This is a genomic window from Streptomyces sp. (assembly GCF_019510245.1).
Taxonomy (GTDB): domain Bacteria; phylum Actinomycetota; class Actinomycetes; order Streptomycetales; family Streptomycetaceae; genus Streptomyces.
The window spans coordinates 63169-89702 of the sequence record NZ_JAEKKT010000144.1; the positions used below are offsets into that span (position 1 = coordinate 63169).

The window sequence follows — 26534 nt, forward strand, 5'->3', positions numbered from 1 at the left end:
CGACCCCCGGAAGGAGGTGTCCCGGTGGCTCCCGGTTCCGCTCTACTACCAGCTCGCCCAGCAGCTGGAGGAGGCCATTGAGCACGGGGTGCTCGCCCCGGGCAACCTCCTGGGCAACGAGATCGACCTGTCGGTGCGGCTCGGCCTGTCCCGGCCCACGGTCCGCCAGGCCATCCAGTCCCTCGTCGACAAGGGCCTCCTGGTGCGCCGCCGGGGCGTGGGCACCCAGGTGGTGCACAGCCAGGTCAAGCGGCCGCTGGAGCTGAGCAGCCTCTACGACGACCTGGAGTCGGCCGGCCAGGGCCCGACCACCCGGGTGCTGCGCAACGAGCGGATCCCGGCGACCGCCGAGGTGGCCGCCGCGCTCGGGATCGCGGAGGGCGCGGAGGTGGTCGTCCTGGAGCGGCTGCGCTGCACGCACGGCCAGCCGGTGGCGTTCCTGTGCAACTACCTGCCCGCCGCCCTGCTCGAACTCGACACGGAGCGGCTGGAGTCGACCGGTCTGTACCGGATGATGCGCACGGCCGGCATCACCCTGCACAGCGCCCGGCAGACGGTGGGCGCCCGCAGCGCCACCGCCGAGGAGGCCGTACGGCTCGACGAGAAGGAGGGCGCTGCCCTGCTCACCATGCAGCGCACGGCGTACGACGACACCGGGCGGCCGGTGGAGTACGGCAGCCACGTCTACCGGGCGTCCCGCTACGCCTTCGACTTCCAGCTGCTGGTACGGCCGTAGAACGGGCCGTGGCGGGCCGGTTGCGGCGGGTTTGACCGCAGGTCGCGCCGCCGGAAACCAACACGCCCGCACACGAGCTCCCACGGAGTTTGTCCCGTGGGGGCTCGGTCGTACCGCTTTGTTCAACAAACCGGCAGGCGACCATGTCGATTACGTTTCGGGCAAGAGACGGGCGAGAGAGACGCAGGCTATTGACGCATGAGCGGACAACCGGCTGTTATTGCGCCCACGATGTTCGGCCGAGTTGGTTTCTGATCGGTTTCGGGACCTTTCGAAGATCAACTCTTCCCCTTGCCGAACCCTGTTACTCAGGAGCCGCCATGCGCATCTCCCCGTCCGGTCTTCACGTGCCGGGTCCGAGCCGCCGTAACGTCCTGCGCGGTGCCGGTTCGGCCGCCCTCCTCGCCGGCGCCGGCATACCCCTGCTCTCCGCCTGCGGCGGCAGCGGGTCCTCCTCCGACCCGAAGACCGTCAGCCTCGGCTCCAACTCGTCCGACGCCGTGCCGAAGAAGGCCTTCGCGGAGATCTACGCGGCCTTCACCAAGCAGTCCGGCATCAAGGTCGATGTCAACACGAAGGACCACAACACCTTCCAGGAGCAGATCAACTCCTACCTCCAGGGCACGCCGGACGACGTGTTCACCTGGTTCGCCGGCTACCGCATGCAGTTCTTCGCGGCCAAGAACCTGGCCTCGCCGATCGACGACGTGTGGGCGAAGATCGGGGACAACTTCCCCGACGCGATGAAGCAGCTCAGCAAGGGCGAGGACGGCAAGTACTACTTCGTCCCGCTGTACACGTACCCCTGGGCGATCTTCTACCGCAAGAGCGTCTTCCAGGCCAAGGGCTACGAAGTCCCCACCACGTGGGAGGCGTTCGTCGCGCTGTGCAAGAAGATGAAGAACGACGGCCTGGTCCCGATCGCCTTCGGCGACAAGGACGCCTGGCCGGCGATGGGCACCTTCGACCAGATCAACTTCCGCCTCAACGGCTACGACTTCCACAAGTCACTGATGGCGGGCAAGGAGGCGTGGACCGACCCCAAGGTCAAGGCCGTCTTCGACCACTGGGCCGAGATCCTCCCCTACCACCAGGACGGCTTCATGGGCCGCACCTGGCAGGACGCCGCGCAGACCCTGGTGTCCAAGAAGGCCGGCATGTACGTCCTCGGCTCCTTCGTGGCCCAGCAGTTCACCAACAAGGCCGACCTGGACGACCTCGACTTCTTCGCCTTCCCGGAGATCAACTCCGCCTACGGCCAGGACACCGTCGAGGCGCCCACCGACGGCTTCATGGTCAGCAAGTCCCCGAAGAACCACGACGGCGTCGTCAAGCTCATGGAGTACCTGGGCACCCCGGAGGCGGAGCAGATCTACCTCAAGGCCGACTCCAGCGTGGTGGCCGCCTCCAGCAAGGCCGACACCTCGTCGTACACCGCGCTGCAGAAGAAGGCGTACACGATGATCAGCGGCGCCAAGAACCTCACCCAGTTCATGGACCGCGACTCCCGCCCGGACTTCACCTCCACCGTGATGCAGCCCGGCCTGCAGAAGTTCCTGCAGAACCCGAAGGACATCGACAACCTGCTCTCGTCCATCGAGCGCCAGAAGAAGACGATCTTCGCGTCCCAGTGAGTTCCCGAATGTCGACTGACACCCCCACGAAGTCCCAGGAGGCGGCCGCCGTGCCGCCTCCTGGGCGCGCGTCCGAGAAGAAGCGGGTCCAGCAGGGCCACAAGCGCCTGCTGACCCGCCGTGACCGGATCGTCCTCGCCTTCATGGCGGGCGTGCCGACGATCCTCCATGTCCTCCTGGTCTGGGTGACCGCCCTGGCCTCGATCCTCCTGGCCTTCACCTCATGGGACGGCATCGGCTTCGACTCCATCAAGTGGGTCGGGCTCGACAACTTCCAGCAGCTCTTCACCGACAACCCGCAGTTCTGGCCGGCCGTCCAGCACAACGTCATCTGGTTCGTCGTCCTCATCCTGATCCCGACCCCGTTCGGCCTGTTCCTGGCCGTGCAGCTGGACAAGAAGATCCGGTTCAGCCGGGTCTACCAGACGGCGTTCTTCCTCCCGGTCGTCATCTCCCTGGCCTGCATCGGGTTCGTCTGGCAGCTGATCTACAACCCGGACACGGGCCTGATCAACAGCATCATCGGCGCCAACAAGCCGGGCCACTACATCGACTGGATCGGTGACCCGAACCTCAACCTGTGGGCGGTCCTGGTCGCCGCGTCCTGGCGGCACACCGGCTACATGATGATCCTGTACCTGGCCGGCCTGAAGAGCGTCGACCCGTCGCTGCGGGAGGCCTCGGCCCTGGACGGCGCCAACGAGTGGCAGACGTTCAAGAACGTCATCTTCCCGACGCTGCGCCCGACCAACACCATCGTCCTGGTCGTGACCATCATCGAGGCGCTGCGCGCCTTCGACCTGGTCTTCGTCTTCAACAAGGGCGCCCAGGGCACCGAGTTGCTCTCCATCCTGGTGACCAACAACATCATCGGCGAGTCCAGCCGCATCGGTTACGGCTCGGCGATCGCGGTGGTGCTGCTGTTCATCTCCCTGATCGTGATCATTCCCTACCTGATCGCGACCTTCCGGAAGGAGCGCCGCGCATGAGCACCGTGAGCAGCGCACTGCCCAAGCAGCGCAACCCGATCCGCCCGGCCCGCGTCCTGCTGCACACGTTCCTGGCCCTGACGGCCCTGGCGTGGCTCGCCCCGCTGCTGTGGGCGATCTTCTCGGCCATGCGCCCGTACAGCGAGACCAGCAACCGCGGCTACCTGTCCTGGCCGCACACGCTGAACTTCGACAACTTCAAGAACGCGTTCGAGCAGTCGGACATGACCCACTACTTCATGAACACGCTGGTCATCGCGGTCCCGGCCGTGCTGCTCACGCTGTTCCTGTCGTCGATGGTCGCGTTCTACGTCGCCCGTTTCGACTTCCGGGTCAACCTGTTCCTGCTGCTGGTCTTCACGGCCGGCAACCTGCTGCCGCAGCAGGTCATCATCACACCGCTGTACCGGATGTACCTGCTGACGAACCTGCCGGGCATCACCGCGAGCGGCAAGCTGTACGACTCGGCGCTCGGCCTGGTCCTGATCCACGTGGCGTTCCAGTCCGGGTTCTGCGCGTTCGTGCTGTCGAACTACATGCGCTCGCTGCCGCACGAGCTGACCGAGGCCGCGCTGGTGGACGGCGCCTCGGTGTGGCGGCTGTACTGGCAGATCACGCTGCCGCTGTGCCGGCCCGCCATGGCGGCCCTGGCGACCCTGCTGTCGATCTGGATCTACAACGACTTCTTCTGGGCGCTGGTGCTGATCTCGACCGGTGAGAACATGCCGATCACCTCGGCGCTGAACAACCTCTCCGGCCAGTACTTCACCGACCCGAACCTGGTCGCCGCCGGTTCCCTGCTCACCGCGATCCCGACGCTGCTCGTGTACTTCGCGCTGCAGAAGCAGTTCGTCAGCGGTCTGACCCTGGGCTCCGCCAAGGGCTGATCCGGCCCCGTCCGAAAGAGAACCTCGTGCACAACCCGTTCACCCCGGTCGCCTCCGTGCCCGTGGACACGCGCACCGCCCGTGTCCACGAGGAGGGCTGGCAGTCCTGGTCGCCGAGCGGCGCCTACGCCCTCGGCGCGGCCCCGTACCGCCCGACCAACGCCAACTGGGCGACCGTCTGCTACCGCCCCGGCCGTGCCGTCCCCGCCGGGGCCTTCCAGGGCGAGGGCCTGCTGGCCCTCGACCCGGGCGACGGCTCCCCGGTCCGGCTCTGGGCAGCGGCCGACCCGCTGCACGAGGTTCCCTCGGTACGGCTGACCGTCGCGGCCGGGGTCGCGGAGGTCGAGGCCGACGGCCCGGTCAAGGAGTGGACCGGGCCGGACATCCAGTCCGTGCTGGCCGACTGGGCCGGCGCCCTGGCCGTGCCCGCACCCCGCCCGGCGCCGACCGTCTGGTGCTCCTGGTACGAGTACTTCACGGCCGTCACCGAGGACGACATCCACGAGAACCTGCGGGCGATGGACACCCTCGACCTGCCGATCGACGTGGTACAGATCGACGACGGCTACCAGAGCGCCCTGGGCGACTGGCTGACCCTCTCCGGCCGTTTCCGCTCGCGGCGGGACATCGCGGACGCCATCCGCGCCCGCGGCCGCCGGGCGGGCATCTGGACGGCGCCCTTCCTGGTCGACCCGGCGAGCGCGCTCGCCGAGACGTACCCGGACTGGCTGGTCCGCGACCCCGACGGCAACCCGCTGCACGCGGGCCGCAACTGGGGCCACGACCTGTACGTCCTGGACACCACCCACCCCGCCGCCGCGGCGTACCTGACCGACGTCTTCGCGACGCTGCGCGCGGAGGGCTACGACTACTTCAAGGTCGACTTCCTCTACGCGGGCGCGCTGGACGGCGTACGGCACTCGGGCGCGGACGCGCTGACCGCGTACCGGCGGGGCATCGCGCTGATCCGGGAGGCCATCGGCGCGGACGCCTACCTCCTCGGCTGCGGCGCGCCGATGCTGCCCTCCATCGGCCTGTTCGACGCGATGCGGGTCAGCCCGGACACGGCCCCGCACCGCCGCCCCGAGGCGGACGACTTCAGCCAGCCCGGCCAGGACCCGGCCGAGTTCACCGGCGCCGGCCGCCAGTGGCAGCACAACCGCCTCTGGGTCAACGACCCCGACTGCCTGATGGCCCGCCCCGCCGTGGAGACGCGTGCGCGCTGGGCGGCGCACGTGGAGGCCGTCGGCGGCCTGGTCGCCTCCAGCGACCGGCTGCTCTCCCTCGACCAGTGGGGCGTGGCGACGACCCGCCGCCTTCTCAACGGAGTTACCGGAGCCAACCGATGAACGACCGTACCCTCTCCGTCCCGGGCATCGTCTACGGTGGCGACTACAACCCCGAGCAGTGGCCCGAGGAGGTGTGGGACGAGGACGTCCGCCTGATGCGCGAGGCGGGCGTGAACATGGTCAGCGTCGGCATCTTCTCGTGGGCGCTGCTGGAACCGTCCGAGGGCGTCTTCGACTTCTCCCGCATGGACCGGATCCTCGGCCTCCTGCACGAGAACGGGATCGCCGCCGACCTGGCCACCCCGACGGCCGCCCCGCCGGCCTGGTTCTTCCGCGCCCACCCCGAGGCGCTCCCGGTGGACCACGACGGGCGCACCCTGTCCTACGGCAGCCGCCAGACGTTCTGCCCGAGCAGCCCCGCCTACCGCGCGGCCGCGCTGCGCATCGCGGGCGCGATCGCCGACCGGTACGCGAGCCACCCGGCCGTGAAGATGTGGCACGTCCACAACGAGTACGGCTGCCACAACGCGGCCTGCTACTGCGACACCAGCGCGGAGTCCTTCCGCCGCTGGCTGCGCGCGAAGTACGCCGACGACCTGGCCGCCCTCAACCACGCCTGGGGCACCGCCTTCTGGAGCCAGTGGTACTACGACTGGGACGAGATCCTGCCGCCCCGCGCGACCGGTGCCGTACCCAACCCGACGCACCAGCTGGACTGGCGGCGGTTCTGCTCGGACGAACTGCTGTCGCTGTACAAGGCGGAGCGGGACGTCCTGCGGGCGGCGGCCCCGGCCATTCCCGCCACCACCAACTTCATGGTGATGTACAACTTCGACGCCCTCGACTACTGGCGGTGGGCACCGGAGCTGGACGTGGTGGCCAACGACCACTACCTGATGTCCGCCGACCCCGAGTCGCAGATCGACGTCGCGCTCAGCGGCGATGTGATGCGGTCGCTGGCCGGCGGGCCGTGGCTGCTGATGGAGCACTCCACCGGCGCGGTCAACTGGCAGCCCGTGAACCGCGCGAAGACCGCAGGTGAGCTGCGCCGCAACGCGCTCGCGCATGTGGCGCACGGCGCGGACGGCATCTGCTACTTCCAGTGGCGGGCGGCGAAGGCGGGTGCCGAGCAGTGGCACTCGGCGATGCTGCCGCACGCCGGGACCGACAGCCAGATCTGGCGGGACGTGGTCCGGCTGGGCGCCGATCTCCAGGCACTCGCCGAGGTGCGCGGGAGCACCGGCACCGCCGAGGTGGCCGTCGTCTGGGACTGGGACGCCCGGTGGGCCGTGGAGCTGCCCTCGCAGCCCAGCGAGCGGCTGCGCTACCTGGACGTGGTCCGCGCCTGGTACGAGCCACTGTGGCGGGCCGGCGTGGCGGTGGACTTCGTCCGCCCGGACGCGGACCTGTCGGCGTACAAGGTGGTGCTCGCCCCGAGCCTGTACCTGGTGGACGACACGGGCACGGCGAACCTGACCGCCTTCGCGGAGGCCGGCGGCACGCTGGCCGTCGGCTTCCACAGCGGCGCGGTGGACGAGAACTGCCACGTCCGGCTGGGCGGTTACCCGGGGGCCTTCCGGGAGCTCCTCGGCGTGCACACGGACGAGCTGTTCCCGCTGCTGCCCGAGGAGCGGGTGACGCTCGGCGAGGGCGGCACGGGCTCGCTCTGGTCGGAGCGGGTACGGCTGGCGGGCGCGGAGGCGGTGACCGCGTACGCCGACGGTCCGCTCGCCGGGGTGCCCGCGGTGACCCGGCACGGCTACGGCGCCGGCACCGCCTGGTACCTGGCCACGCTGCCCGACGCGGACACCCTGGCGGAACTGCTCGGCCGGATCCGCGCCGAGGCGGGCGTGGCGGCGGGCCGCACCGCACCGGCCGGCGTGGAGGTCGCCGTGCGGCGCGGTACGGACGCGGACTACGTGTTCGTGATCGACCACACCGGCGAGGGCGCCGAAGTCCCGGTCGCGGCGGGATCGGTGGAGCTGCTGTCCGGCAAGCCCGCCGACGGCACGGTCACCGTGGCGCCGGGCGAGGTCGCCGTCGTACGGGAGCCGCGCGGTCAGTGAGCTGCGTCCAGGCGGGCGCGCTGGCCGGGCGTGAGCTCCAGGTCCACGGCGGCGAGGTTCTCCTCCAGCTGGGCCACGGACGACACCCCGGCCAGCGGGACGACCGGCAGCGGCCCGCCCAGCAGCCAGGCGAGCACGACCTGGTTGCGGGTGGCCCCGGTCTCCCGGGTCACCTCGTCCAGTGCGGCGAGGCGGGCCGAGGTGCCGGGGTGGTCGTGGTCGGCGGGCAGGTGCCTGCCCGGCTGGGTGTAGGCGCCCTTGAGCAGCGGTGAGTAGGCGACCAGCGTGAGGTCCGGTTCGGCGCGCAGGTAGCTGCGCAGCTGGGCGTCGGCGGAGCCGAGGCTGCCGTCGGGGAACAGGTCGTCGGGGATGTCGGTGCGCGGGCGCAGGTAGCTGTGCTGGTACTGGAGCACCTCGTAGCCGGGCAGACCGGCCGCGGCGGCGAGGGCGCGGGCGCGTTCCAGCCGCCAGACGGCGTGGTTGCTGGCGCCGAGCAGGCCGACGGTGCCCTCCGCGACAAGAGCGCCGAACCCCTCGACCGTCTCGCGGAGCGGGACGGTGGGGTCCTCTATGTGGGCGTACAGCAGGTCCAGCCTCTCGACGCCGAGGCGTTCACGGCTGCGCTCGGCCGACTCCCGGATCACCTTCGCGGACAGTCCCTCCGGGTTGTCGGTGTAACTCGTCCCGGGGGCGAGGGGGCGGGCGCCGAGCTTGGTGGCGATGACGACCTCGTCGCCGATCCCGCGGCTGCGCCGCCAGCGGCCGAGCAGTTCCTCGCTCTGGCCGCCCTGGCCGCCGTCCTCCCAGAAGGCGTAGTTGTCGGACGTGTCGACGAAGTTCCCGCCGGCCTCGACATAGCGGTCGAGGACGGCGAAGGAGGTCTTCTCGTCGGTGCGGGACCCGAAGAGCATGGCGCCGAGCGCGAGGACGCTCACCTCGCGGCGGGTCCCCGGGGCGGTGCCGATCGTGCGGTACTTCATGCCGTCTCCTCCGTTCGCGCACCCGGGGGTTCGGGTGCACGGTGGTGAGTCTTCGGCTTGAAGTGCACGTGAAGTCAAGAGCGTACGGCGAACGGTCCGTCCAGGGCCGCCCACTGCAGCAGCATGATCGTCTTGGCGTCGGCGATCTCGCCCGTCCGGATCATCTCCAGGGCGCGCCGGAAGGGGAGTTCGAGGATCTCGATGTCCTCGCCCTCCTCGTCCAGGCCACCGCCCTCGTGGGTGCGGGTCGAGGGGCCGTAGGCGGCCGCGTAGAAGGAGATCCGTTCGGTCACCGAGCCCGGGCTCATGTAGACGTCGAAGACGTGCTCGACCTCGCCGACGGTGTGGCCGGTCTCCTCGACGACCTCGCGGCGGACCGCGTGCTCCGGGTGCTCGGCCTCGTCGTCCAGGAGGCCCGCCGGGGTCTCGACCAGCATGCCGTCGGGGTGGCCGTTGACGTACACCGGGAAGCGGAACTGGCGGGTGAGCAGGACCGTTTCGCGCTCGGCGTCGTAGAGGAGGAGCGTGGCCCCGTTGCCCCGGTCGTGGGTCTCGCGTTCCTCGGTGTGCCAGGTGCCGTCGGCGTGCCGGTAGTCGAAGGTGGTGGCACGCTCGACGTACCAGTGGCTGGACAGGAGTTTCACCTCCCGGACCTTCACACGCGGGTTGCCGGTCAGCTCCAGACCGGTGCGGTCGAGTCCGGTACGGCCCCGGCGGTCGGGGGTGTCGATCCCGGCGGTCACCGGGAGCCCGCCGGTCGCCCGGTGGCAGAAAGATCACTCATGATCACCTGTCTACCACCAACCCGCCCGCCAACGCGCCCCAAAGGGGCGCGAGGAACCACGCGACCAGCCACCACGACGCCACACCCAACCGACAACGCACCCCCGCCCCCAAAGGGGCGCGAGGAACCACGCGACCAGCCACCACGACGCCACACCCAACCGACAACGCACCCCCGCCCCCAAAGGGGCGCGAGGAACTGCGCGACCAGCCACGACGATGCCGCAGCCAACCGACGACGCGCCCCCGGCCCCTCCAGCGCAGCGCCTAGTGCACTTCGGCAGGCCGCGGCCCCTCGTCCAGGAACCCACCCGACTGGTGCTGCCACAGCTTGGCGTAGGTGCCCTCCGCGGCGAGCAGCTCGTGGTGCGTGCCCTGCTCGACGATGCGGCCGCGGTCGAGGACCACCAGCCGGTCCATGGAGGCGACCGTGCTCAGCCGGTGCGCCACCACCAGCGCCGTGCGCCCCTCCATGAGCCGCCACAGCGCCTCCTGGACGAGGATCTCGCTCTCCGAGTCCAGCGCACTGGTCGCCTCGTCCAGCAGCAGGACGGGAGCGTCCCTGAGGATCGCCCGGGCCAGCGCGACCCGCTGGCGCTGGCCGCCGGAGAGCTTGACGCCACGCTCCCCCACCATCGTGTCGAACCCGTCCGGCAGCGCGTCGGCGAACTCCGTGACGTGCGCGGCCTCGGCGGCCAGCCGGATCTCGGCGTCGGTGGCGTCCGGACGGGCGAAGGCGATGTTGTCCCGCAGGGTGCGGTGGAACATCGCCGGATCCTGCGGGACGTAGGCGATCTGGCTGCGCAGGTCGGCCTGGCGCAGCCGGCTGATGTCCTGGCCGCCGATCATGATCCGTCCGGCGTCGATGTCGGTCATCCGCAGCAGCAGCCGGGTCAGCGTGGTCTTGCCGCCGCCCGACCGCCCGACGAACCCGAACTTCGACCCGCTGGGCACGTCCAGCTCCAGCCCCTCGAACAGCGGTTTGGCGCCCGCGTGGGTGAAGGAGACCTTCTCGAAGCGGACGTCGGCGCCCCGGGGCGCGAGCGGCTCCGGGGCCGGGGGGTCGACGACGGTCGGCGGTTCGAGGAGCAGTTCGGTGAACTGGGCCGCCTCCGTCATCGAGCTCTCCATGCGCCGGTAGATCTGGTTGAACTCGAACATGATCCGGGTCGCGTTGGTGTAGTAGGTGAAGGCGACCACCACCGCCTCCACGCTGTGCCCGCCGCCCGCCAGCGTCACCGCGAGCAGCAGGCCCACCGCGTTGGTCGCCACGGACATCGGCGCGACGAACGTGTCGATGCGCAGGTTGCCGTAGTCCCAGGAGCGCAGGGTGCGCCGCCGCGACTCGGCGACCCGCGACCGGTGTTCGGCGGCCTCCCGTTCCTCGGCGGCGAACGCCCGGACCGTGTCCATGTTCATCAGGCTGTCGGCGACGTGCCCCGACACCCGGGCGATCGCCTCCTCACGCTGGTCGACCAGCCGCTGGCGGCGGCGGATCAGCGGGAACACGCACACCGCCGTCACCGCGATCATCGCGAGGAGCGCGACGACGAGCAGCGGCTCGTAGCGCCACAGCACCACCGAACCGAACGCCAGCGGCACGAAGCTGCCGACGATGTTGAAGGTCAGCGTGTCGCCGAACTCCTCGAACCGGGTGGCGAAGCTCAGCACCCGCTTGGTGAGCGATCCCGCGAAGTTGTCGTGGAAGAACGCGGCGTCCTTGGCGAACAGTTCGTCCATGCCGATGACGTACAGGTGCTCGATGCCAAGGGCGTCCAGACGGTTCAGGCAGTGCAGACCGACCCGCCAGAACGCCTCCGCCAGCAGCAGGACGCCGGCGAAGCCGAGGACGTACGGCAGGGTGGCGCGCAGGTCCAGGCCGTGGCCGTCGGCGATCCGGCCGATCAGCTTGGCCACGACCAGCGGGGCCAGGTAGTTGATTCCGATGTTGCCGAGTGCCGGCAGCAGCATCCCGGGCAGCGTGAGCCACTTGAGCCGGGCCAGCTCCCGTCCGTAATAGCGAAGCGCGAGCAGCACCGCGCCCTTGCGCGGTCCCGTCGCAGGTAAATCGACAGAGGATGTCATCTCAACCCTGTGTAGTCGTCGCGCGGCATGCCGAGCCGGCCGCCACATGGTCCGCGGCGGCCTGGAATCGGCAGGTCAGGAAAGGGAAGTCTCCCGCGACGACAGCCTCCCGGTCCACGTGTTTTTTCGTCGGTGACTACGGAGCGAACACATGGCCGACGGTTCTGCCCGCCGACGGCGACCCGGACAGCGCGAAGTGGCCCGCTTGACGGGGGTGAAAGTGGCCCATGGTCGCGGGCCGGTTCCGTCGTAGGGTCGGGGGCGTGACGACGGTGCAGCCCGTCGCTCCCCGGTCCGCCGCCGTCCGCGGTGGCAGGGCCCGGCGCGGGGCGCTGAGATGGGTCACGACGGGCGTCGCCTGCTCGTCACCGCGACTCCCCCACTCTCTGCGAGGAACCCTTCATGTCTCTCCCCGAAGAACCCCTCATGCGAGCAGTCACCGTCAGGGACCGGGACGCCGGGGTCGGCGGCCTCGCCCTCACCGAGCTGCCGCACCCGCACGCCGCGGAGAACGACGTGATCGTGCGCGTGCACGCCGCCGGGTTCACGCCCGGCGAGCTGACCTGGCCCGCCACCTGGACCGACCGGGCCGGCCGCGACCGCACGCCGAGCGTGCCCGGCCACGAGTTGTCCGGCGTGGTCACCGGGCTGGGCTACGGCACCACCGGACTGACCGTCGGCCAGCGGGTGTTCGGGCTCGCCGACTGGGCCCGCGACGGCACGCTCGCCGAGTACACCGCCGTCGAGGCCCGCAACCTCGCCCCGCTCCCGGCCGACGTCGACCACGTCACGGCCGCCGCCCTGCCGGTCTCCGGGCTCACCGCCTGGCAGGGCCTCTTCGACCACGGCCGCCTGACCACCGGGCAGACGGTGCTGATCCACGGTGCCGCGGGCGGCGTCGGCTCCATCGCCGTGCAGCTGGCCCGGGAGGCGGGCGCGCGGGTGATCGGCACCGGGCGGGCGGCCGACCGCGACCTCGCCCTCGACCTGGGCGTGACCGCCTTCGTGGACCTCCAGGCCGACCGGCTGGAGGACATCGGCGAGGTCGACGTGGTGCTCGACGTGATCGGCGGCGAGATCCTCGACCGCTCCACGGCGCTGGTGCGCCCCGGCGGCACGCTGGTCACCATCGCCCATCCGGTCACCGTCCACCCCGCGGACGGCCGGGCGGTCTTCTTCGTCGTCGAACCCGACCGCGCACGCCTCACCGACCTCGCCGCACGGCTGCGGGACGGACGCCTCAGGCCGGTCGTCGGCGCGGTCCGGCCCCTGACCGAGGCGATCGCCGCGTTCACCCCGGAGAAGCGCACACCCGGCCGGACGATCATCCGGGTGACGGAGGACTGAGGGCCGCCGGTACGAGGGCGGCCGCGCGCGCCGGCGGGCCCGGCGACGGCGCCGCTACGGGTCCGTCGCCTTGACCGGCTGACGCCGGACGGTCCCGGAGCCCTCCCGCCACCGGTCCCGCACCCGGCGGCCCGGCGGGTCGTCGTCGACGGCCGGCAGCCGGTGGGCCGGGACGCCGTGGTCCGCGAGGTACACGGCCGGTCCCGGGGGCGGCGCGGGCGGCTCGCAGCTCCACGAGCGGGCCACTTCCGTGTCCTTCAGCAGTTTTGCGTGTCAAGGGCGTTGTGTCGCAGGGACGTTGTGCCTCAGGGACCTCGTGTCTCACGAACAGCGGCAGCCGGCGGTGACGGTGAGCCGCCAGCGGGCCTCGCCCGAGGCGGGGACGCGGGCGGCGTCGTCGGGGCCCGCGTCGGCGAGGTCGAAGACGCGGCCGAGCATCGGCTCGACGCCCGTACTGCGATAGGGCCGGCCGGCGGGGAAGCCGCCGAGGTTGCGCCACAGGGCGACGGAGAGCGGCTGCCCCTGCGACTCGACGGCCAGGGCGAGCCGGTCCGCGCCGTCGTGCACACAGCAGCGGCCGCCCTCCACCACGGCCCCGACCGCCGTACCGTCGTCCGGCCCGAAGCGGTCGAGCCGCAGCCCCTGGGGTGCCGGCCAGTCACCCGCCACCCAGGGCGCGCCGTCCGGCCAGGGACGGCCCAGCAGGGGTGCCGCCTCCGGGAACAGCCGGGTGGGCGCCCCCTCCCGGGCCCGCACGACGGCCTCCTCGGAGAGGTCCAGGAGAGCGTGGGCGGCCCAGAGGAAGCGGAAACCGGGCTCGGCCGCGAGGACATAGGCGGCCTCCACACCGTCGTCCGTACGGCGCAGCGTGCGGGTCAGGGCGAAGCGGTCGCAGCGGACGGTCTCCCCGGCGCCGTCCCGCGTCCAGGGCCGGGACCAGACGTCCCCGTGATCGGGGGTGCCGCGCACGGTCGGGACGCACTCCTCCAGCCCTCCAGCGTCCACGAACGCGCCGCCGGGTGCGGCGCCGTCGCGTTCGGGGCTCTCGCGCCGCCACAGCCATTCACGGCCACCGTGCCGCAGCGAGGTCCAGCGGCCGCCGTGCGCGAGGTCGGTCACGACGTCGAGGGGCACGGTCACCACTCCGCGAAGGAGCCGTCGGCGTGCCGCCACACCGGGTTGCGCCACCGGTGCCCGGCGCGGTCGGCCGCGCGGACGGCCGCCTCGTCGAGGGTGATGCCGAGCCCGGGGGCGTCACCGCGGTGCGCGTGGCCGTCCACGAAGCGGAAGGGCGCGGGGTCGACGAGGTAGGAGAGGAGGTCGGCGTCCTTGTTGTAGTGGATGCCCCGGCTCTGCTCCTGGATGAGGAAGTTCGGGGTGGCGAAGGCGACTTGGAGGCTGGCGGCGAGGGCGATGGGGCCGAGCGGGCAGTGCGGGGCGAGCTGGGCGCCGTAGGTCTCGGCGAGGGAGGCGATGCGGTGCACCTCGGAGATGCCGCCGGCGTGGGAGAGGTCCGGCTGGGCGACCGCGACGCCGGCGGCGAGGACGGGCAGGAACTCGGCGCGCGAGTACAGGCGTTCGCCGGTGGCCAGCGGCACCGGGCTCGCGGCGACCAGGCCGGGCAGCAGGTGGCCCTGCTCGGGTACGACGGGTTCCTCCACGAACAGCGGGTGCAGCGGGGCGAGTTCGGTGAGGACGCGGCGAGCGGTGGCGGCGGTGAAGCGGCCGTGGAAGTCGACGGCGACGTCCCGGTCCGGGCCGAGGGCGTCGCGGGCGGCGCCCACCCGGGCCACCACCGCCGCCGTCTCCGCGGCCGTGGCCAGCGGTGAGGTGGCCCCGGCGCCGTTCATCTTCACCGCGGTGAAGCCGGCCGCCACCTGGGCGGCTATCTGCTCGGTCAGCTGGGCGGGTTCGTCGCCGCCGACCCAGGCGTAGACCCGTACCCGGTCGCGCACCGGACCGCCCAGCAGGGCGTGCACGGGCGCGCCGTAGGTCTTGCCCGCGATGTCCCACAGGGCCTGGTCGAGGCCCGCGACGGCGCTCGACAGCACCGGACCGCCGCGGTAGAAGCCGCCCTTGGTGAGCACCTGCCAGTGGTCCTGGATGCGCAGCGGGTCCTGCCCCACCAGGTACTCGGCGAGGACGTCGACGGCTGCGCGGACGACCTCGGCGCGGCCCTCGACGACGGGTTCGCCCCAGCCGACCACTCCGTCGTCGGTCTCGACGCGGCAGAACAGCCAGCGCGGCGCGACGAGGAAGGTCTCTATCCGCTCGATCTTCACCGGCCGCCACTGCCTTCCGTGTCGTCGGACCCGGCCGCCTCGGCCGGACCGGTCCCCTCTTCGGGGCTGTCGAGCCGTGCCAGGTCGCGGCCCGCCTGGTCGAGCAGGGCCCGCATGGCCGTCTCGGCCGCCTGCGGGTCGCGGTCGCGTACGGCGTCCAGGACGGCGCGGTGCGCGGGGACCGGGTCCTCGCTGTGCGGGGAGCTGTGCACGATCCGGTCGCGGTGTGCGAGTCCCGACTCGATCACCATCTCCATGCGTTCGAGCAGTTCGTTGTGGGTGGCCGCCAGCAGGGCGCGGTGGAAGGCGAGGTCGGCGTCGACGGCGTGGCCGGGGTCGGCCTCCTGCCGCCCCATCGCCTCCACGGCCGTCTCCAGCAGCAGCAGGTCGGCCTCGGTACGGCGCTCGGCGGCGAGCCGGACGGCGGCCGGTTCGATGATGGCGCGGACCTCGGCGAGATTGCGCAGCAGTGACCGTTCCGCGCTGGTCGTGGGGCCGCCCTCGAACTGCCAGCGCAGCACGTCGGCGTCGAGCAGGTTCCAGTCCGCGCGGGCCCGTACGAAGGTGCCGCGCTTCTGGCGGGCGTCGACCATGCCCTTGGCGGCGAGCACCTTGAGGGACTCGCGCAGGGCGGTGAGGCTGACGTCGAGCTCGCTCTGCAGCGCCACCAGGTCCAGCGTGGCCCCTTCCGGGATCTCGCCGCCCAGGATGCGGCGCGCCAGGGCCTCCACGGTCTGGCCGTGCACACCGCGGCGGGCGTAGGGCGTCATGTCGTACAGCCTTTCTCTTCCACGTTCTGGTCCACGTCATGGTCCACGTTCTGGTCCACGTTCTGGTCCAAGGGCATCATGCGGGACCCTTCACCACGCTCCGGCCGCCGTCCACCACGGCGGTGCGGCCGGCGAAGCGGGCGCCGTACCGTCGTACGGACTGGTCCATCGGGCTCCTTGGAGGATGAGCTGCTGGAAACATATGCGTCCTACAGGCGGCTCAGCACCACCAGGTCGGCATCGTGCTCGGCACTCCACGCGAACGGCAGGCCGTGGTGGAGCAGATGGGCCCCGCCGTACGACGTCCCGGTGGCCGTGTCCCGGTAGCGGGCCGCCGGGTCCAGGCCGCGCAGCCGGAGCCGGTCGGGGCGGCCGGGCAGCAGCGGTGCGCCGTCGAGGCGGCCGGTGGAGAGCGCGGCGACGACGGTCCGGTCACCGGCGTCGTACTGCACGCCGCAGGTGGGGTCGTCCGGCGTCCCGAGCAGCCGGGCCTCGCCGTGGTGGACGACGTCCCGCACCTCCTTGTAGCGGGCGGTCCACCGGGCGGCCTCGGCGCGCTGCTCCGGGGTCCAGGCGCGCAGGTCGGCGCCGATCCCGAGGACTCCGCACATGGCGTTGACGAAGCGGAAGGCGAGGCTGCGCGGGCGCGGGTCGAAGATGCCGGGGGCGTCGGTGACCCAGGAGCTCATGGTGTGGGGCGCGTGGGCGTGCAGGAAGCCGTGCTGGATGCGGAGCCGGTCCATCGGCGCGGTGTTGTCGCTGGGCCAGACGACGTCGGTACGGGCGAGGGTGGCGTGCTCGATCCGTCCGCCGCCGCCGGCGCAGCCCTCCACGGTGACGTCGGGGTGGGCGGCGCGCAGGTGGTCGAGGACCCGCAGGTACCCGGCGACGTGCTCGGCGTCCAGGTCGGCCGGGGCGGCGGTACCGGTGCCGGGGCGGCCGCGTTCGGTGGGCGGACGGTTCATGTCCCACTTCAGGTAGCCGATGCCGTAGGCGCCGAGCAGCCGGTCGAGGGTGCCGACGACGAAGTCCTGGACGTCGGTCCGGCCCAGGTCGAGCAGCAGCTGGTTGCGGACGAGCCGGGCCGGGCGGCCGTCGATGCGGTAGACCCACTCGGGGTGTTCGGCGTACAGCCGGCTGCCGGGGCTGACCGCCTCCGGCTCCACCCACAGGCCGAAGTCCAGGCCGAGCGCGCGGACTTCCCCGACGAACCGGCCGAAGCCCTGCGGGAAGGCCTGCGGGTCCGGGTACCAGTCGCCGAGTCCCCCGGTGTCGTCGGTGCGGCCGGTGAACCAGCCGTCGTCGACGACGAACAGCTCGGCTCCGATGTCCGCGGCCGCCTTCGCGAGCTCCAGCTGCCCGGCGGCGTCGACGTCGAAGCCGGTGGCCTCCCAGGAGTTGTAGAGGACCTTGCGGGGGCGGTGCAGCCGGTCGCCGGCCAGGTGGCGTTCGTAGCGGTGCCAGACACGGGACAGACCGCCGAGGCCGTCAGGGCTGAAGGCGCAGGCGAGGCGGGGAGTGGCAAGGGTGTCGCCGGCCGCCAGGAGTACGGCGCCCTCGTGCGGGACCCGCCCGGCGCGGACCCGTACGGCACCGCCCGGCTCGGCCTCCGCCGTGATGTGCCAGTTGCCGGGCCATTCGAGGGCGACGCCGTAGGTGGCGTCCCCGTCCTGCACGGCGAGCCAGGGCGCGTACGCGTGGCCGGGCGCACCCTGCGTGCTGCCGATACTGAACGTGCCCCTGGTGAGGTCGAGCCGGGTGTGCTGGAACTCCTGCGACCACTGGCCGGAGAGATACGTCAGCCGGGCCGCACCCCTGACGGGGACGGTGACGGCGGCCGAGTCGAGCCGTTCCAGGCGGAGTTCGGCCCTGGCGGTGAACTCGGCCCAGCGGAGGATCACGTCGGTGCCGGGGACGGTCCGGTAGCAGAGGACGGTGCGCAGGCCGATCAGCTCGTCCGTGAAGGCGAGCCGAAGAGACCCCTCCGCCTCCTCCGCCCCGTCGAACTCCCACCACACGCCACGGCCCTCACCCGCCACCAGTTCGGACCCCGTGAACGGCCGCAGCCCGTGGGGCAGGTACTCGGCCGGGGCCGCGTCGGCGGGCGTGATGAAGTGGGTGCGGTGGGACCAGTCCAGGGCGGACGGACCGTCCTCGACCCCCAGCGGTCCCCAGGCGTCCAGCTCCGCCCAGGGACCGTCCGGGGAGAGCCGGACGGTGTAGCTGGTGTGCTCCGTGCGCAAGGTCCAGCGCCCGTACGTCACTTCACCGCTCCCAGGTTGAGGCCGGCCACGAAGTGCCGCTGGAAGCGCAGGAAGACGGCGACCGTGGGCGCGGCGGCGATCACGGACCCTGCCGCGATCACGTTCCACATCGACACGTACTGGCCCTGGAGTCCGATGAGCGCGGCGGTGATCGGCATCTTGGTGTCGCTGCGCAGGACGGTGATCGCCCAGAGCAGGTCGTTGAAGATCCAGGTGAAGGACAGCGCGCTGAGGGCGGCCAGGGCGGGGCGGGTCAGCGGGAGGATGATCCGCCAGAAGATCTGCCAGGGGCCGGCGCCGTCCACGACGGCCGCCTGCTGGATCTCCACCGGGATCGACCGCATGAACCCGTGCAGGACGAAGACGTAGAAGCCGACGCCGAAGCCGATCTGCACGCCGGTCAGCGCGGGCAGGGTGTCGTAGACGCCCATCACTTCGCTGAGCTTGGACACCGGGATGAGCAGGATCTGCGGTGGCAGCAGGTTGCCGCCGAGCATGAGCAGCAACAGGGTCCGCCGGAAGGGGAGTTCGTAACGGCTGAGGGCGAACGCGGCCATCGCGGCGAGGGTCAGGGTCACCAGGACGCACGGGACGGTGACGAGCAGGCTGTTGATCAGCGCCCGCTGCTGGCCGCCGTCGGTCCAGGCCTGGCCGAAGTTGGCCGGCGTGAAGGAGTGCGGCCAACTGCCCAGGCCGTGGGCGGCGATGTCGTCGAAGGTGCGCAGGCTGGTCACCAGGACCAGGGCGATGGGCAGCAGCCACAGCACGGACAGGGCGCCGGCACCGAGGTGGAATCCGGCGGTGGCCGCTCTTCTGCGGCGCAGCGCCGAGGAGTCGGCGGACATCAGTCGGCCTCCCGGAAGGCGCGGACGAGGTAGGAGGCGATGACCCCGAAGGCGAGGACGAAGATGACGACGGCCAGGGCGGAGCCGTAGCCGAGGCGCAGGGACTGGAAGGCGGTGGAGTACATGTAGGTGCTCAGCAGCTCGGACGAGTGGTAGGGGCCGCCGCGGGTGAGCGACCAGACGACGTCGAAGGAGCGCAGCGAGTCGATGACGATGACGGACAGGACGACCGCGTTGACACTGCGCAGCTGGGGCAGCGTGACGTGCCGGAACCGCTGCCAGGCGCTCGCCCCGTCGACCTTGGCGGCCTCGTGGAGCGCCGGGTCGATGCCCTTGAGACCGGCCAGGTACAGGACCATGACGTAGCCGATCTGGCGCCACAGGGCGGGCACGATCACCGCGTACAGGGCGGTGTCCTGGTCGGCGAGCCAGGCGTGCTGGAGACTGCCGAGACCCACCCCTTCCAGCACCCGGTTCAGGACGCCGTCGGGCTGGTAGACCGCCTGCCAGACCAGGGCGGTGGCGACCAGCGAGAAGACGACCGGCAGGAACAGTGCGGCCCGGTAGAAGCCGACCCCGCGCCGTTCCTGCTGGAGCAGCAGCGCGGCGGCGAGGCCGAGGACGGCGGACAGGCCGCCGAAGAGGACCAGCCACAGGACGGTGTGCCCGAGCGCGCTGCGGAAGACGTCGTCGTGGGCCATCTCCCGGAAGTTGCCCAGGCCGACGAACTGCGGCGGGGAGACACCGTCCCACTTGGTGAGGGCGAGGTAGAAGCCCTGGAGCGCGGGCCAGAACACCCACAGGGCCTCGGCTAGCAGCGGGACCAGGACGAAGGCGAGGACCAGCGGCGGGGTGCGCCGGGGGCCCCGGGCCCGCGTGCCGCTCACGGGCATGCGGGCCGGGGACTTCCGGTCGGGGGCGGTCAGCACGGCCACGTCAGGCGTTCCAGATCTTCTGGGCATCGCGCTGCCAGTCGGTCAGGATGCCGCCGATCTGCTTCGGCTCGGCCAGGAACCTGGTCAGGGCGGTGTCCGCGGTGGGCTGGAGGGCGTCGCTGGAGTCCCGGTTGAAGAACTGGGTGATCTCGGCGGCCTCCGCGACGTGGGCACGGCCCTTCTTCACGAGCGCGGTGCCGGCGTCCTTCGCATCCGGGTTGCAGGGCAGGACGGTCCCGGAGGAGCCCTTGATGTAGGTCTCCTGGGCCTCTGCGGTGGCGAGGTACTTCATCAGGTCGAGGACCTGGTCCCGGCGGCCGGTGCGGGCGCTGGCGAAGTAGCCGTCGACGGGCGCCTCCTCGGCGAGCGGGACCTTGGGGTCGATGACGGGGAAGCGGAAGAAGTCGATGTCGTCCAGGGCGCTTCTTGGGGCCGAGTCCGCGAAGAAGGTGCCGATGAGCATCATGCCGGTCTTGCCGCCCAGCAGGGCGGTCGTGGCGTCCTGGAAGGCGAGGGCGGTGCCGTTCGGGTCGAAGTACGGCAGCACCTCCTGCCAGCGGTCGAAGACCCTGCGCACCTCCGGGTCGTCGAACCGGTGCTTCCCGGCGAGGAGTTCACGGTGGTAGCGGGCGCCGTTGATCCGGATGTCGAGGTAGTCGAACCAGGCCGACGCCACCCAGGGGGTGTTGCCGCCGGCGCCGAGCCCGATCGGCGCGATGCCCTTGCTCTTGAGCTTGTCGCACAGGTCGAGGAAGCCGTCCCAGCTCGTGGGCTCGCTCACGCCCCACTTGGCGAAGCTGGACTTCCGGTAGAACATGCCCCACCAGTAGTAGGTGTTGGGCACGAAGACCTTCTTGCCGGAGCTCGCGGTGCAGAGCTGGTTCAGCGCCTTGGTGTACCGCTTGAGGTCGGGCGAGGTGCTCCACGCCTCGTCGAGGTCGAGCAGCAGGTTCTTCCTGGCGTAGGCGTCCGCCACGGAGCCGGGGTACCAGGTGTACACGTCCGGCGGATTGGCCGAGGTGAGGTAGGTCGGCAGCTGGGTGCGGAAGGTCTCGGCGGCGACGGTGTTGAGGCCGGCCCTGCCGGAACCCTTCTTGCCGTACGCCGCGACCAGGTCCTCCATGGCGGCCTTGGCCTGCGGGGCGGACAGGTTGGACTGGAGGGTCACCGCGCCCGTCGAGGAGCCCTTGGCGGAGGAGGTGGAGGTGACGCAGCCGCTGAGCAGTGCCGCGGTCCCGGTGGCACCGAGTCCGGCGAGGAACCGCCGTCTGCTGGTCTGGGGATGGGACATGGTGGATTCCTCGTTCACTCGAATCGGGTCCGGTACACGTGGCCGTCGACACCGCGGAAGGCCGCGTCCACGGCTCCGTCCGGGCCGGCGACCGCGCCGAGCGCGCCGTCGAACGCGGCGCTCGGGAACTCCTGCCGCTTGCTCCAGCCCTGCCAGGCGCCGTCGGCGTACCGCTGCTGCCAGAGCGTGTAGTCGGCGGCCCGCGCGTACAGCAGCACCGCGTCACCGACGGCGACCAGCGTCGGGCTGCCGCTGACGGTCCCGCCGAGCGAGGTCCAGTCGGACCACTCCCCCGACGTGTCCCGGGTCCGCGTCCACACGTCGTCGGCGGCGGTGCGTACGGCGACGTGGACGCGCCCCTGGGCGTCGACGACGGCGGACGGACGGCCGTACACCGTCCGGTCCCCGGGTTCGCCGAGCGACGACCAGCCGGACGCCGGGCCGCGCTGCACGACCGTGCCGTCGGCGCCGCGCGCGAACAGCGTCCAGTGGGCGGGATCGGTGAACGCGACGGACGGCGCGTCGGTCAGCCGCCCGCCCAGGGACTGCCAGTGCCCCCAGCGGCCGCCGGCGTGGACCCTCCGGTACGCCAGGGAGTCGGCGCCGCGCACGAAGACGTCGACCCGGCCGCCGCCGGAGGCGTACGCGGCGGGCTGGCCGAGGATTCCTCCCGGGACCGGACCGCCGAGGTTCTCGGTCCTCCCGTCGGTCCTCCGGACGAGCGAGCCGTGCGGCCCCCGGAAGAACGTGGAGCCGTCGCTCGCCACCGCCGGGCTCGCCGTGGCGGTCACGCCCAGGTCCGTTCCCGGCAGGGCGTCGGCGCCGGTCAGCTTGAGGAAGGCGGTGCCGTGCGCGGGGACCTCGACGGTGTACGACCCGGTGTGCGTGCCCCGGTCGGCACGCGCGCGCAGGTCGCGGACCCGGACCGGGCCGCCGAGACCGGTGTCGGCGAACTGCACGGTGCGCTCGGCCGGTTGGTCCGAGCGGTTGAGCAGGACGACCGCGCGCTGCCCGTGCCCTTGCAGGACCTTGCTGTAGACGTCACCGGTCGAGTCGGTCGCCACCCGTACGCCCTGGACGCTGAGGGGGTCCTGGTCGACGGCGATGATCTCGGGGTTGCGGAGCGTGACGAGCATCGAGTCGGACAGGGTCCGCGGGTCGGAGCCCAGCATCAGCGGCGAGCCCATCTCGGCCCACATCACGAACTGGGTGGTGGACTCCTCCTGGGTGAGCTCGTACGTCCCGTCGGCCGTCTTCCGCATGGGGATGAGGTAGTCGGGGTCGTTGTAGTGGCCGGGGCCCTGTGCCTCGGGGTGCCAGGCGTTGGCGTCCATGTTGCGCAGGACGTTCGGCCACTCGCCGGGGCTGGGGGTGCCCCAGGCGATGTCGGTGCCGGTGCGCCAGGAGTCGGCGATCGCCGGAGCGTAGACGTAGGTGTTGTGGGCGTCCTGTTCGGGGGTGTGCGGCAGGCCCCAGTCGTCGGTGAGCGGGTTGCAGAGGTTCAGCAGCATCCTGCGGCCGGACTTGGCGACCGCGTCGCTGAACTCCTTGTAGGCGGGGCCCGGATCGAGTTTCGCGCCGATCCCGCACAGGAAGTCGACCTTGATCGCGTCGATCTTCCAGCTCGCGAACTGCCGGGCGTCCTGGTCGTAGTACCCACGGCTGCCGAGTCCGCAGCTCTTTCCGCCGTCGTAGGTGCCGGCGTCGGTGTAGATGCCGGCCCGGAGCCCGCGTTCGTGCAGGTAGGAGACGAGGGCCGGGATGCCGGAGGGGAAGCGGTCCGGGTTGGCCGTCAACCGGCCCCGGCCGTCCCGGGGTTTGTCGGCCTGCCAGCCGCCGTCCAGCCAGACGATGTCGTAGCCGGCGTCCCGCAGACCGCTGCTGACCAGCCTGTCGGCGACGGAGCGCACCTCCTTCTCGGTGGGCGCGCCGAGCCCGTAGTAGGTGTTCCAGCCCATGTAGGGAGTGGGTGCGAGGCCGCTGTCGTAGGCGGCGGGCGCGCCTTGGTCGACTGCCGTCCGTGCGACGGCGGCGGGGGTAGCGGTGGCGGCCAGGACCACCGCGGCGGCGGCCGCGAGGGCGGGCCGGGTGCTCCGGTGGTGCCGGGGTCCGGCTGCGGGCGGGTGCGAAGTCACTGGTGTCTCCCGGGGGTCGGGGAGCAGGAGCGCGAGTCGCGGGCCGCGCTGCAGGAGCGGGCTCGCGGCGTCACGGCGACGACTGTGGCCCGCGGCCGAAACCGTGTCAAGATTAATTACTAATTTAGTAGCAGGTGAGAGGGAGCCGTCCGGGCAGACCGTCCGGTCCTGGGACCGCCCTCCCTCACTCCCTGCCGGGAGCGGCTGCGGCGACGAGGGCGCACACCACGAGCACCGGCGGGATCCAGCCCGCCCAGCCCGGTGCCGTCCGCAGTACCGCCATGCAGGCCGCCGCGCCCGCGAACAGGCCCGCCAGCCTGAGGGGCACCCAGCGGTTCGGGCGGCCCGCCCCCACGCCCTTGACGATGTACGTGGCCAGGGTGCCGGTCAGGTAGGTGGTCGGCGCCGCGGCCCGGCCGGCCGCCACCATGGCTCCCGACTGGATGCCCATCGTCAGCGCGGCCCCGAACTGCAGGACGTCCCGGGCCGTCCGCCCCGGCGCTCCGCCCAGGGCGGCCCAGACCACCGCGCCCACGGCCAGCAGGAGCGCCTCGCCGACGAGACAGAGCAGCACCGGCCGCGGCCAGTGCGTGGCGGTGCCTTCGTGCCCGCGGGTGAACCGGGCGGTGACGGCGGCACCCAGCCCGAACCCGGCCAGCGCCAGCACCGCCGCGGTCACGCCCGTGCCCTGGGCGCGGCCGACCGCCATCCCGAGCAGGGCCAGGTTGCTCGTCATGACTCCGGCGAAGACGTGGTCCAGCGCGGTGAAGGAGATGGTCTCCACCGCTCCGGAGGCCGCCACCAGGAGCACGACGGCGACCCGCAGCGCGGTCCCCGGTTCCGCCGGCTGCCCGGAGGATTCTGTGGCCTGCTTGCGCGGCGCGTCACTCACAGCCCCCGAGCGTAACGCCGGGCGAGGGCCGGTCCCGGGCTCATTCGGAGGCGGCGCGGACCAGGCCGTCCAGTCAGCCCTGGCGACCGTCGAGCATGGGTTCGGCGCTCGCCCGCCAGGGCCTCGGCCGGCCCGCCGTCCCGCTTCGCCGTCGGCCTCTCGACGGGCCCCGCCCATGCGGAGGACCGGGCGCCGGTCGACAGCGCCCCGAAGGGGCCGCGGGGCTGTGCCCCATGTGCGGCTCCGCCGCGTGGGCGCGACCGGCCACGAGGGCGCCGCAGAGGGCAGACGGGCGAGCCACCTCACGGCGCTCCCGGCGGAGCGCTCAGCCGTGCTTCGCGGCCCGGGCCCGATGGGCCGCGACCGTCGTCCGGCTCGCGCAGGCGTTGGAGCAGAACCGGCGCGTCCGGTTGCGTGACTGGTCCACGAAGTAGTTTCCGCATCCGGCCGCGGCGCACCGCCCGAGCGTCACCGCCGGATCCCCGGCCACGACCAGGGCGAGCTTGGCGGCGACCAACTGGCCGACCCAGCGCTCGGCCGGGGTGCCGTTGCGGCTGAAGTGGATGTGCCAGCCGAGGCCGTCGTGGTCGGACAGGTGCATGTCCGGCGGATAGTCGCGCAGCAGGCGGTGCACGGCTTCGGGGGCGGTGCCGTCGACCGCCTGCGCCAGGGCCGCGCGGACCAGGCCCGGCAGCTCGCCGTAGTCGCCGTCCGGCGGCGGCGTGACCTCGTGCTCCGCGAAGAACGCGGCGACCAGTTCGCCGTGCCGGTCGAGGGTCCCGGTGTTGGCCAGCTCGACGGCCAGCCGCGTCACGTTCCCGATGTAGTCACCGTACTGCACTTGACCACCTACATAGCCGCTCCTACTGTAGGTGCCATGCTAGCTGATGACACCTACATAGCCCGCCGTCTGCTGCTGCTCGGGGAGTGGGACGCCGCGCTCGCCGCCCTGGGCCCCGAGGGCGAGCCGGAGTTGCGCGCGGAGATCGCCGTCGACCGCTGGTTCTTCCGGATCGACGGACACGAGGAGGCCGAGAAGGCGGTCGCGGCGCTCGATCCGGCGTCGCCGACCGCCCACCTGCTCACGGCGCGGCTCGCCTACAGCCGCCTGCTGTTCCGGCGCGACGCCCGCCCCGACGACCGTGCCGTGGCCGAGGCCGGCTACCGCGCGGCGGCGGGCACCGGCGACGAGAAGCTGCGCGGCTGGGCCGAGTACCACTGGGCTGTGCTGCTGGACAACATCGACGAGGACCCGGCCGGCGCCGTCCCGCGCTACGAGACCGCCCTCGAGATCGCCACGAGGACCGGCGACGGCTACTTCGAGTCCTACGTCATCCGGCACCTCGCACCGCACAAGGAGCCCGCCGAGCGCATCGCGATGCTGCGCCGCTCCCTCCACCTGCGCGCCGCCCTCGGCGCCCGGCCGCAGACCGTCGCCGCGCAGGCCCTCCTCGCCGAAAGCCTCCCCGAAGACGACCCCGAACGCGCCGAACTCCTGCGGACGTTCCGCCCGGGCGCGGAAGAACTGCGCATCGGCTGGCTCCGGTCCGAGAACTGACCAACCGAGCACCCGGCCCCGCAAACGCATCCAGCGGGCCTGCCGATATCGGCAAACCCGCTGGTCAACACCGTCGGGACGACAGGATTTGAACCTGCGACCCCTTGACCCCCAGTCAAGTGCGCTACCAAGCTGCGCCACGTCCCGGTGCGTTCACTCGCGGTGACCCGCGTGATCGCGTGAACAGCACCTTACCGCACGTCCCCGCGTGGGCAGAAAGAGGGCGGGGGCGGTGGGGTGGACAATCGGCGTATGGGAGACGCGGGGACAGGAGCACGGGACCGGGACGCCGAGGGGCGGGCGCGCAGTGCCCGGCCGCGGGACGGGCTGGGCCGGCCGCTGCCGTACGGCGCGCCGGGTGTCGAGCGGCAGCCCGAGGGGGTCGTACGGACTCCGCAGCAGACGGTCGCCGAGGCTCAGGCGCTGCTGGACGCCGGGAAGCCGTTCCACGCGCACGAGGTGTTCGAGGACGCCTGGAAGTCGGGGCCGGAGGCGGAGCGGACGCTGTGGCGCGGGCTGGCCCAGCTGGCGGTGGGGCTCACGCACGCGGCCCGCGGGAACGTGACCGGCGGGGCACGGCTGCTGCGGCGCGGTGCGGGCGCGGTCGAGGAGTGGGCGGCCGGGGGCGGGGAGCGGCGGCCGTACGGGATCGATGTCGACGGGCTCGGACGGTGGGCCCGGGAGCTGGCCGGGCGGGTGGAGGGCGGCGCCGGGAGCGTCGAGGCGAAGGGCGAGGCACCCCGGCTGCGCGCCTCCCGGTAGCACC

23 protein-coding genes and 1 tRNA gene are annotated in these 26534 nt (G+C 72.0%); 9 read left to right on the plus strand and 15 right to left on the minus strand.

Annotated elements, in window-relative coordinates:
- The first annotated feature begins 16 nt into the window (after window positions 1-16).
- The 6 genes from JF597_RS24635 to JF597_RS24660 all read left to right on the plus strand — a co-directional run bounded on the left by JF597_RS24635 (window position 17) and on the right by JF597_RS24660 (window position 7601).
- A complete protein-coding gene (locus tag JF597_RS24635) occupies window positions 17-736 on the plus strand; it encodes a GntR family transcriptional regulator (protein ID WP_293998657.1) in 720 nt (239 codons plus the stop codon).
- Between the two features lie 320 nt (window positions 737-1056).
- The gene (locus JF597_RS24640) at window positions 1057-2370 is read left to right on the plus strand and encodes an extracellular solute-binding protein (protein WP_293998659.1); all 1314 of its coding nucleotides are present in this window, start codon (window positions 1057-1059) and stop codon (window positions 2368-2370) included.
- Window positions 2371-2378: 8 nt separating this feature from the next.
- Complete coding sequence (locus JF597_RS24645) at window positions 2379-3359, plus strand: carbohydrate ABC transporter permease (RefSeq protein WP_293998662.1); 981 nt, start codon at window positions 2379-2381, stop codon at window positions 3357-3359.
- Window positions 3356-4246: a carbohydrate ABC transporter permease gene (locus JF597_RS24650; protein WP_293998664.1), complete on the plus strand. Its 891-nt coding sequence runs from the start codon at window positions 3356-3358 to the stop codon at window positions 4244-4246. The genes JF597_RS24645 and JF597_RS24650 overlap by 4 nt, the downstream gene beginning before the upstream one ends.
- A 26-nt stretch (window positions 4247-4272) precedes the next feature.
- Window positions 4273-5595 (plus strand): glycoside hydrolase family 36 protein, encoded by a 1323-nt coding sequence (locus JF597_RS24655; RefSeq protein WP_293998666.1) that lies wholly within the window; start codon window positions 4273-4275, stop codon window positions 5593-5595.
- Window positions 5592-7601: a beta-galactosidase gene (locus JF597_RS24660; protein WP_293998669.1), complete on the plus strand. Its 2010-nt coding sequence runs from the start codon at window positions 5592-5594 to the stop codon at window positions 7599-7601. Before JF597_RS24655 ends, JF597_RS24660 begins: the two co-directional genes overlap by 4 nt.
- Here JF597_RS24660 and JF597_RS24665 read toward each other — a convergent pair.
- The 3 genes from JF597_RS24665 to JF597_RS24675 all read right to left on the minus strand — a co-directional run bounded on the left by JF597_RS24665 (window position 7595) and on the right by JF597_RS24675 (window position 11449).
- Window positions 7595-8581, minus strand: coding sequence for an aldo/keto reductase (locus JF597_RS24665; protein WP_293998672.1), 987 nt, complete (start codon window positions 8579-8581; stop codon window positions 7595-7597). The two genes, JF597_RS24660 and JF597_RS24665, sit on opposite strands and share 7 nt — an antisense overlap.
- Window positions 8582-8655: 74 nt before the next feature.
- Complete coding sequence (locus JF597_RS24670; RefSeq protein ID WP_293998675.1) at window positions 8656-9324, minus strand: NUDIX domain-containing protein; 669 nt, start codon at window positions 9322-9324, stop codon at window positions 8656-8658.
- Window positions 9325-9631: 307 nt separating this feature from the next.
- Window positions 9632-11449, minus strand: coding sequence for an ABC transporter ATP-binding protein (locus JF597_RS24675; RefSeq protein ID WP_293998677.1), 1818 nt, complete (start codon window positions 11447-11449; stop codon window positions 9632-9634).
- A gap of 426 nt (window positions 11450-11875) precedes the next feature.
- On the opposite strand from JF597_RS24675, the gene JF597_RS24680 reads away from it, so the two are divergent.
- The gene (locus JF597_RS24680; protein WP_293998807.1) at window positions 11876-12796 is read left to right on the plus strand and encodes an NADP-dependent oxidoreductase; all 921 of its coding nucleotides are present in this window, start codon (window positions 11876-11878) and stop codon (window positions 12794-12796) included.
- Between the two features lie 54 nt (window positions 12797-12850).
- Here the strand turns inward: JF597_RS24680 and JF597_RS24685 are convergent, their stop codons facing one another.
- From JF597_RS24685 to JF597_RS24735, 11 genes are all read right to left on the minus strand, one after another.
- On the minus strand, window positions 12851-13042 hold the full coding sequence (locus JF597_RS24685) for a hypothetical protein (RefSeq protein WP_293998679.1): 192 nt from the start codon (window positions 13040-13042) through the stop codon (window positions 12851-12853).
- Window positions 13043-13117: 75 nt separating this feature from the next.
- A complete protein-coding gene (locus JF597_RS24690) occupies window positions 13118-13936 on the minus strand; it encodes a hypothetical protein (protein ID WP_293998682.1) in 819 nt (272 codons plus the stop codon).
- Window positions 13933-15078, minus strand: a complete 1146-nt coding sequence (gene dgoD, locus JF597_RS24695; RefSeq protein WP_293998684.1) for a galactonate dehydratase — start codon at window positions 15076-15078, stop codon at window positions 13933-13935. Before dgoD ends, JF597_RS24690 begins: the two co-directional genes overlap by 4 nt.
- A complete protein-coding gene (locus JF597_RS24700; RefSeq protein ID WP_293998686.1) occupies window positions 15075-15848 on the minus strand; it encodes a FadR/GntR family transcriptional regulator in 774 nt (257 codons plus the stop codon). Before JF597_RS24700 ends, dgoD begins: the two co-directional genes overlap by 4 nt.
- Before the next feature lie 209 nt (window positions 15849-16057).
- Complete coding sequence (locus tag JF597_RS24705; RefSeq protein WP_293998688.1) at window positions 16058-18112, minus strand: alpha-galactosidase; 2055 nt, start codon at window positions 18110-18112, stop codon at window positions 16058-16060.
- A complete protein-coding gene (locus JF597_RS24710; RefSeq protein ID WP_293998691.1) occupies window positions 18109-18957 on the minus strand; it encodes a carbohydrate ABC transporter permease in 849 nt (282 codons plus the stop codon). Before JF597_RS24710 ends, JF597_RS24705 begins: the two co-directional genes overlap by 4 nt.
- Window positions 18957-19892 (minus strand): carbohydrate ABC transporter permease, encoded by a 936-nt coding sequence (locus JF597_RS24715; protein WP_293998694.1) that lies wholly within the window; start codon window positions 19890-19892, stop codon window positions 18957-18959. Before JF597_RS24715 ends, JF597_RS24710 begins: the two co-directional genes overlap by 1 nt.
- Before the next feature lies 1 nt (window position 19893).
- On the minus strand, window positions 19894-21183 hold the full coding sequence (locus JF597_RS24720) for an extracellular solute-binding protein (protein ID WP_293998697.1): 1290 nt from the start codon (window positions 21181-21183) through the stop codon (window positions 19894-19896).
- Between the two features lie 14 nt (window positions 21184-21197).
- The gene (locus tag JF597_RS24725) at window positions 21198-23318 is read right to left on the minus strand and encodes a glycoside hydrolase family 27 protein (protein ID WP_293998699.1); all 2121 of its coding nucleotides are present in this window, start codon (window positions 23316-23318) and stop codon (window positions 21198-21200) included.
- 184 nt (window positions 23319-23502) lie between these two features.
- A complete protein-coding gene (locus JF597_RS24730) occupies window positions 23503-24210 on the minus strand; it encodes a YoaK family protein (RefSeq protein WP_293998702.1) in 708 nt (235 codons plus the stop codon).
- A 325-nt stretch (window positions 24211-24535) separates the two neighbouring features.
- Window positions 24536-25051: a CGNR zinc finger domain-containing protein gene (locus tag JF597_RS24735; RefSeq protein ID WP_293998705.1), complete on the minus strand. Its 516-nt coding sequence runs from the start codon at window positions 25049-25051 to the stop codon at window positions 24536-24538.
- Window positions 25052-25087: 36 nt separating this feature from the next.
- On the opposite strand from JF597_RS24735, the gene JF597_RS24740 reads away from it, so the two are divergent.
- Window positions 25088-25768, plus strand: coding sequence for a hypothetical protein (locus tag JF597_RS24740; protein WP_293998707.1), 681 nt, complete (start codon window positions 25088-25090; stop codon window positions 25766-25768).
- Between the two features lie 73 nt (window positions 25769-25841).
- Here JF597_RS24740 and JF597_RS24745 read toward each other — a convergent pair.
- Window positions 25842-25915, minus strand: a tRNA-Pro gene (locus tag JF597_RS24745).
- A gap of 105 nt (window positions 25916-26020) precedes the next feature.
- Here JF597_RS24745 and JF597_RS24750 point away from each other — a divergent pair.
- Window positions 26021-26530 (plus strand): DUF309 domain-containing protein, encoded by a 510-nt coding sequence (locus tag JF597_RS24750; RefSeq protein WP_293998710.1) that lies wholly within the window; start codon window positions 26021-26023, stop codon window positions 26528-26530.
- Window positions 26531-26534: the final 4 nt, after the last annotated feature.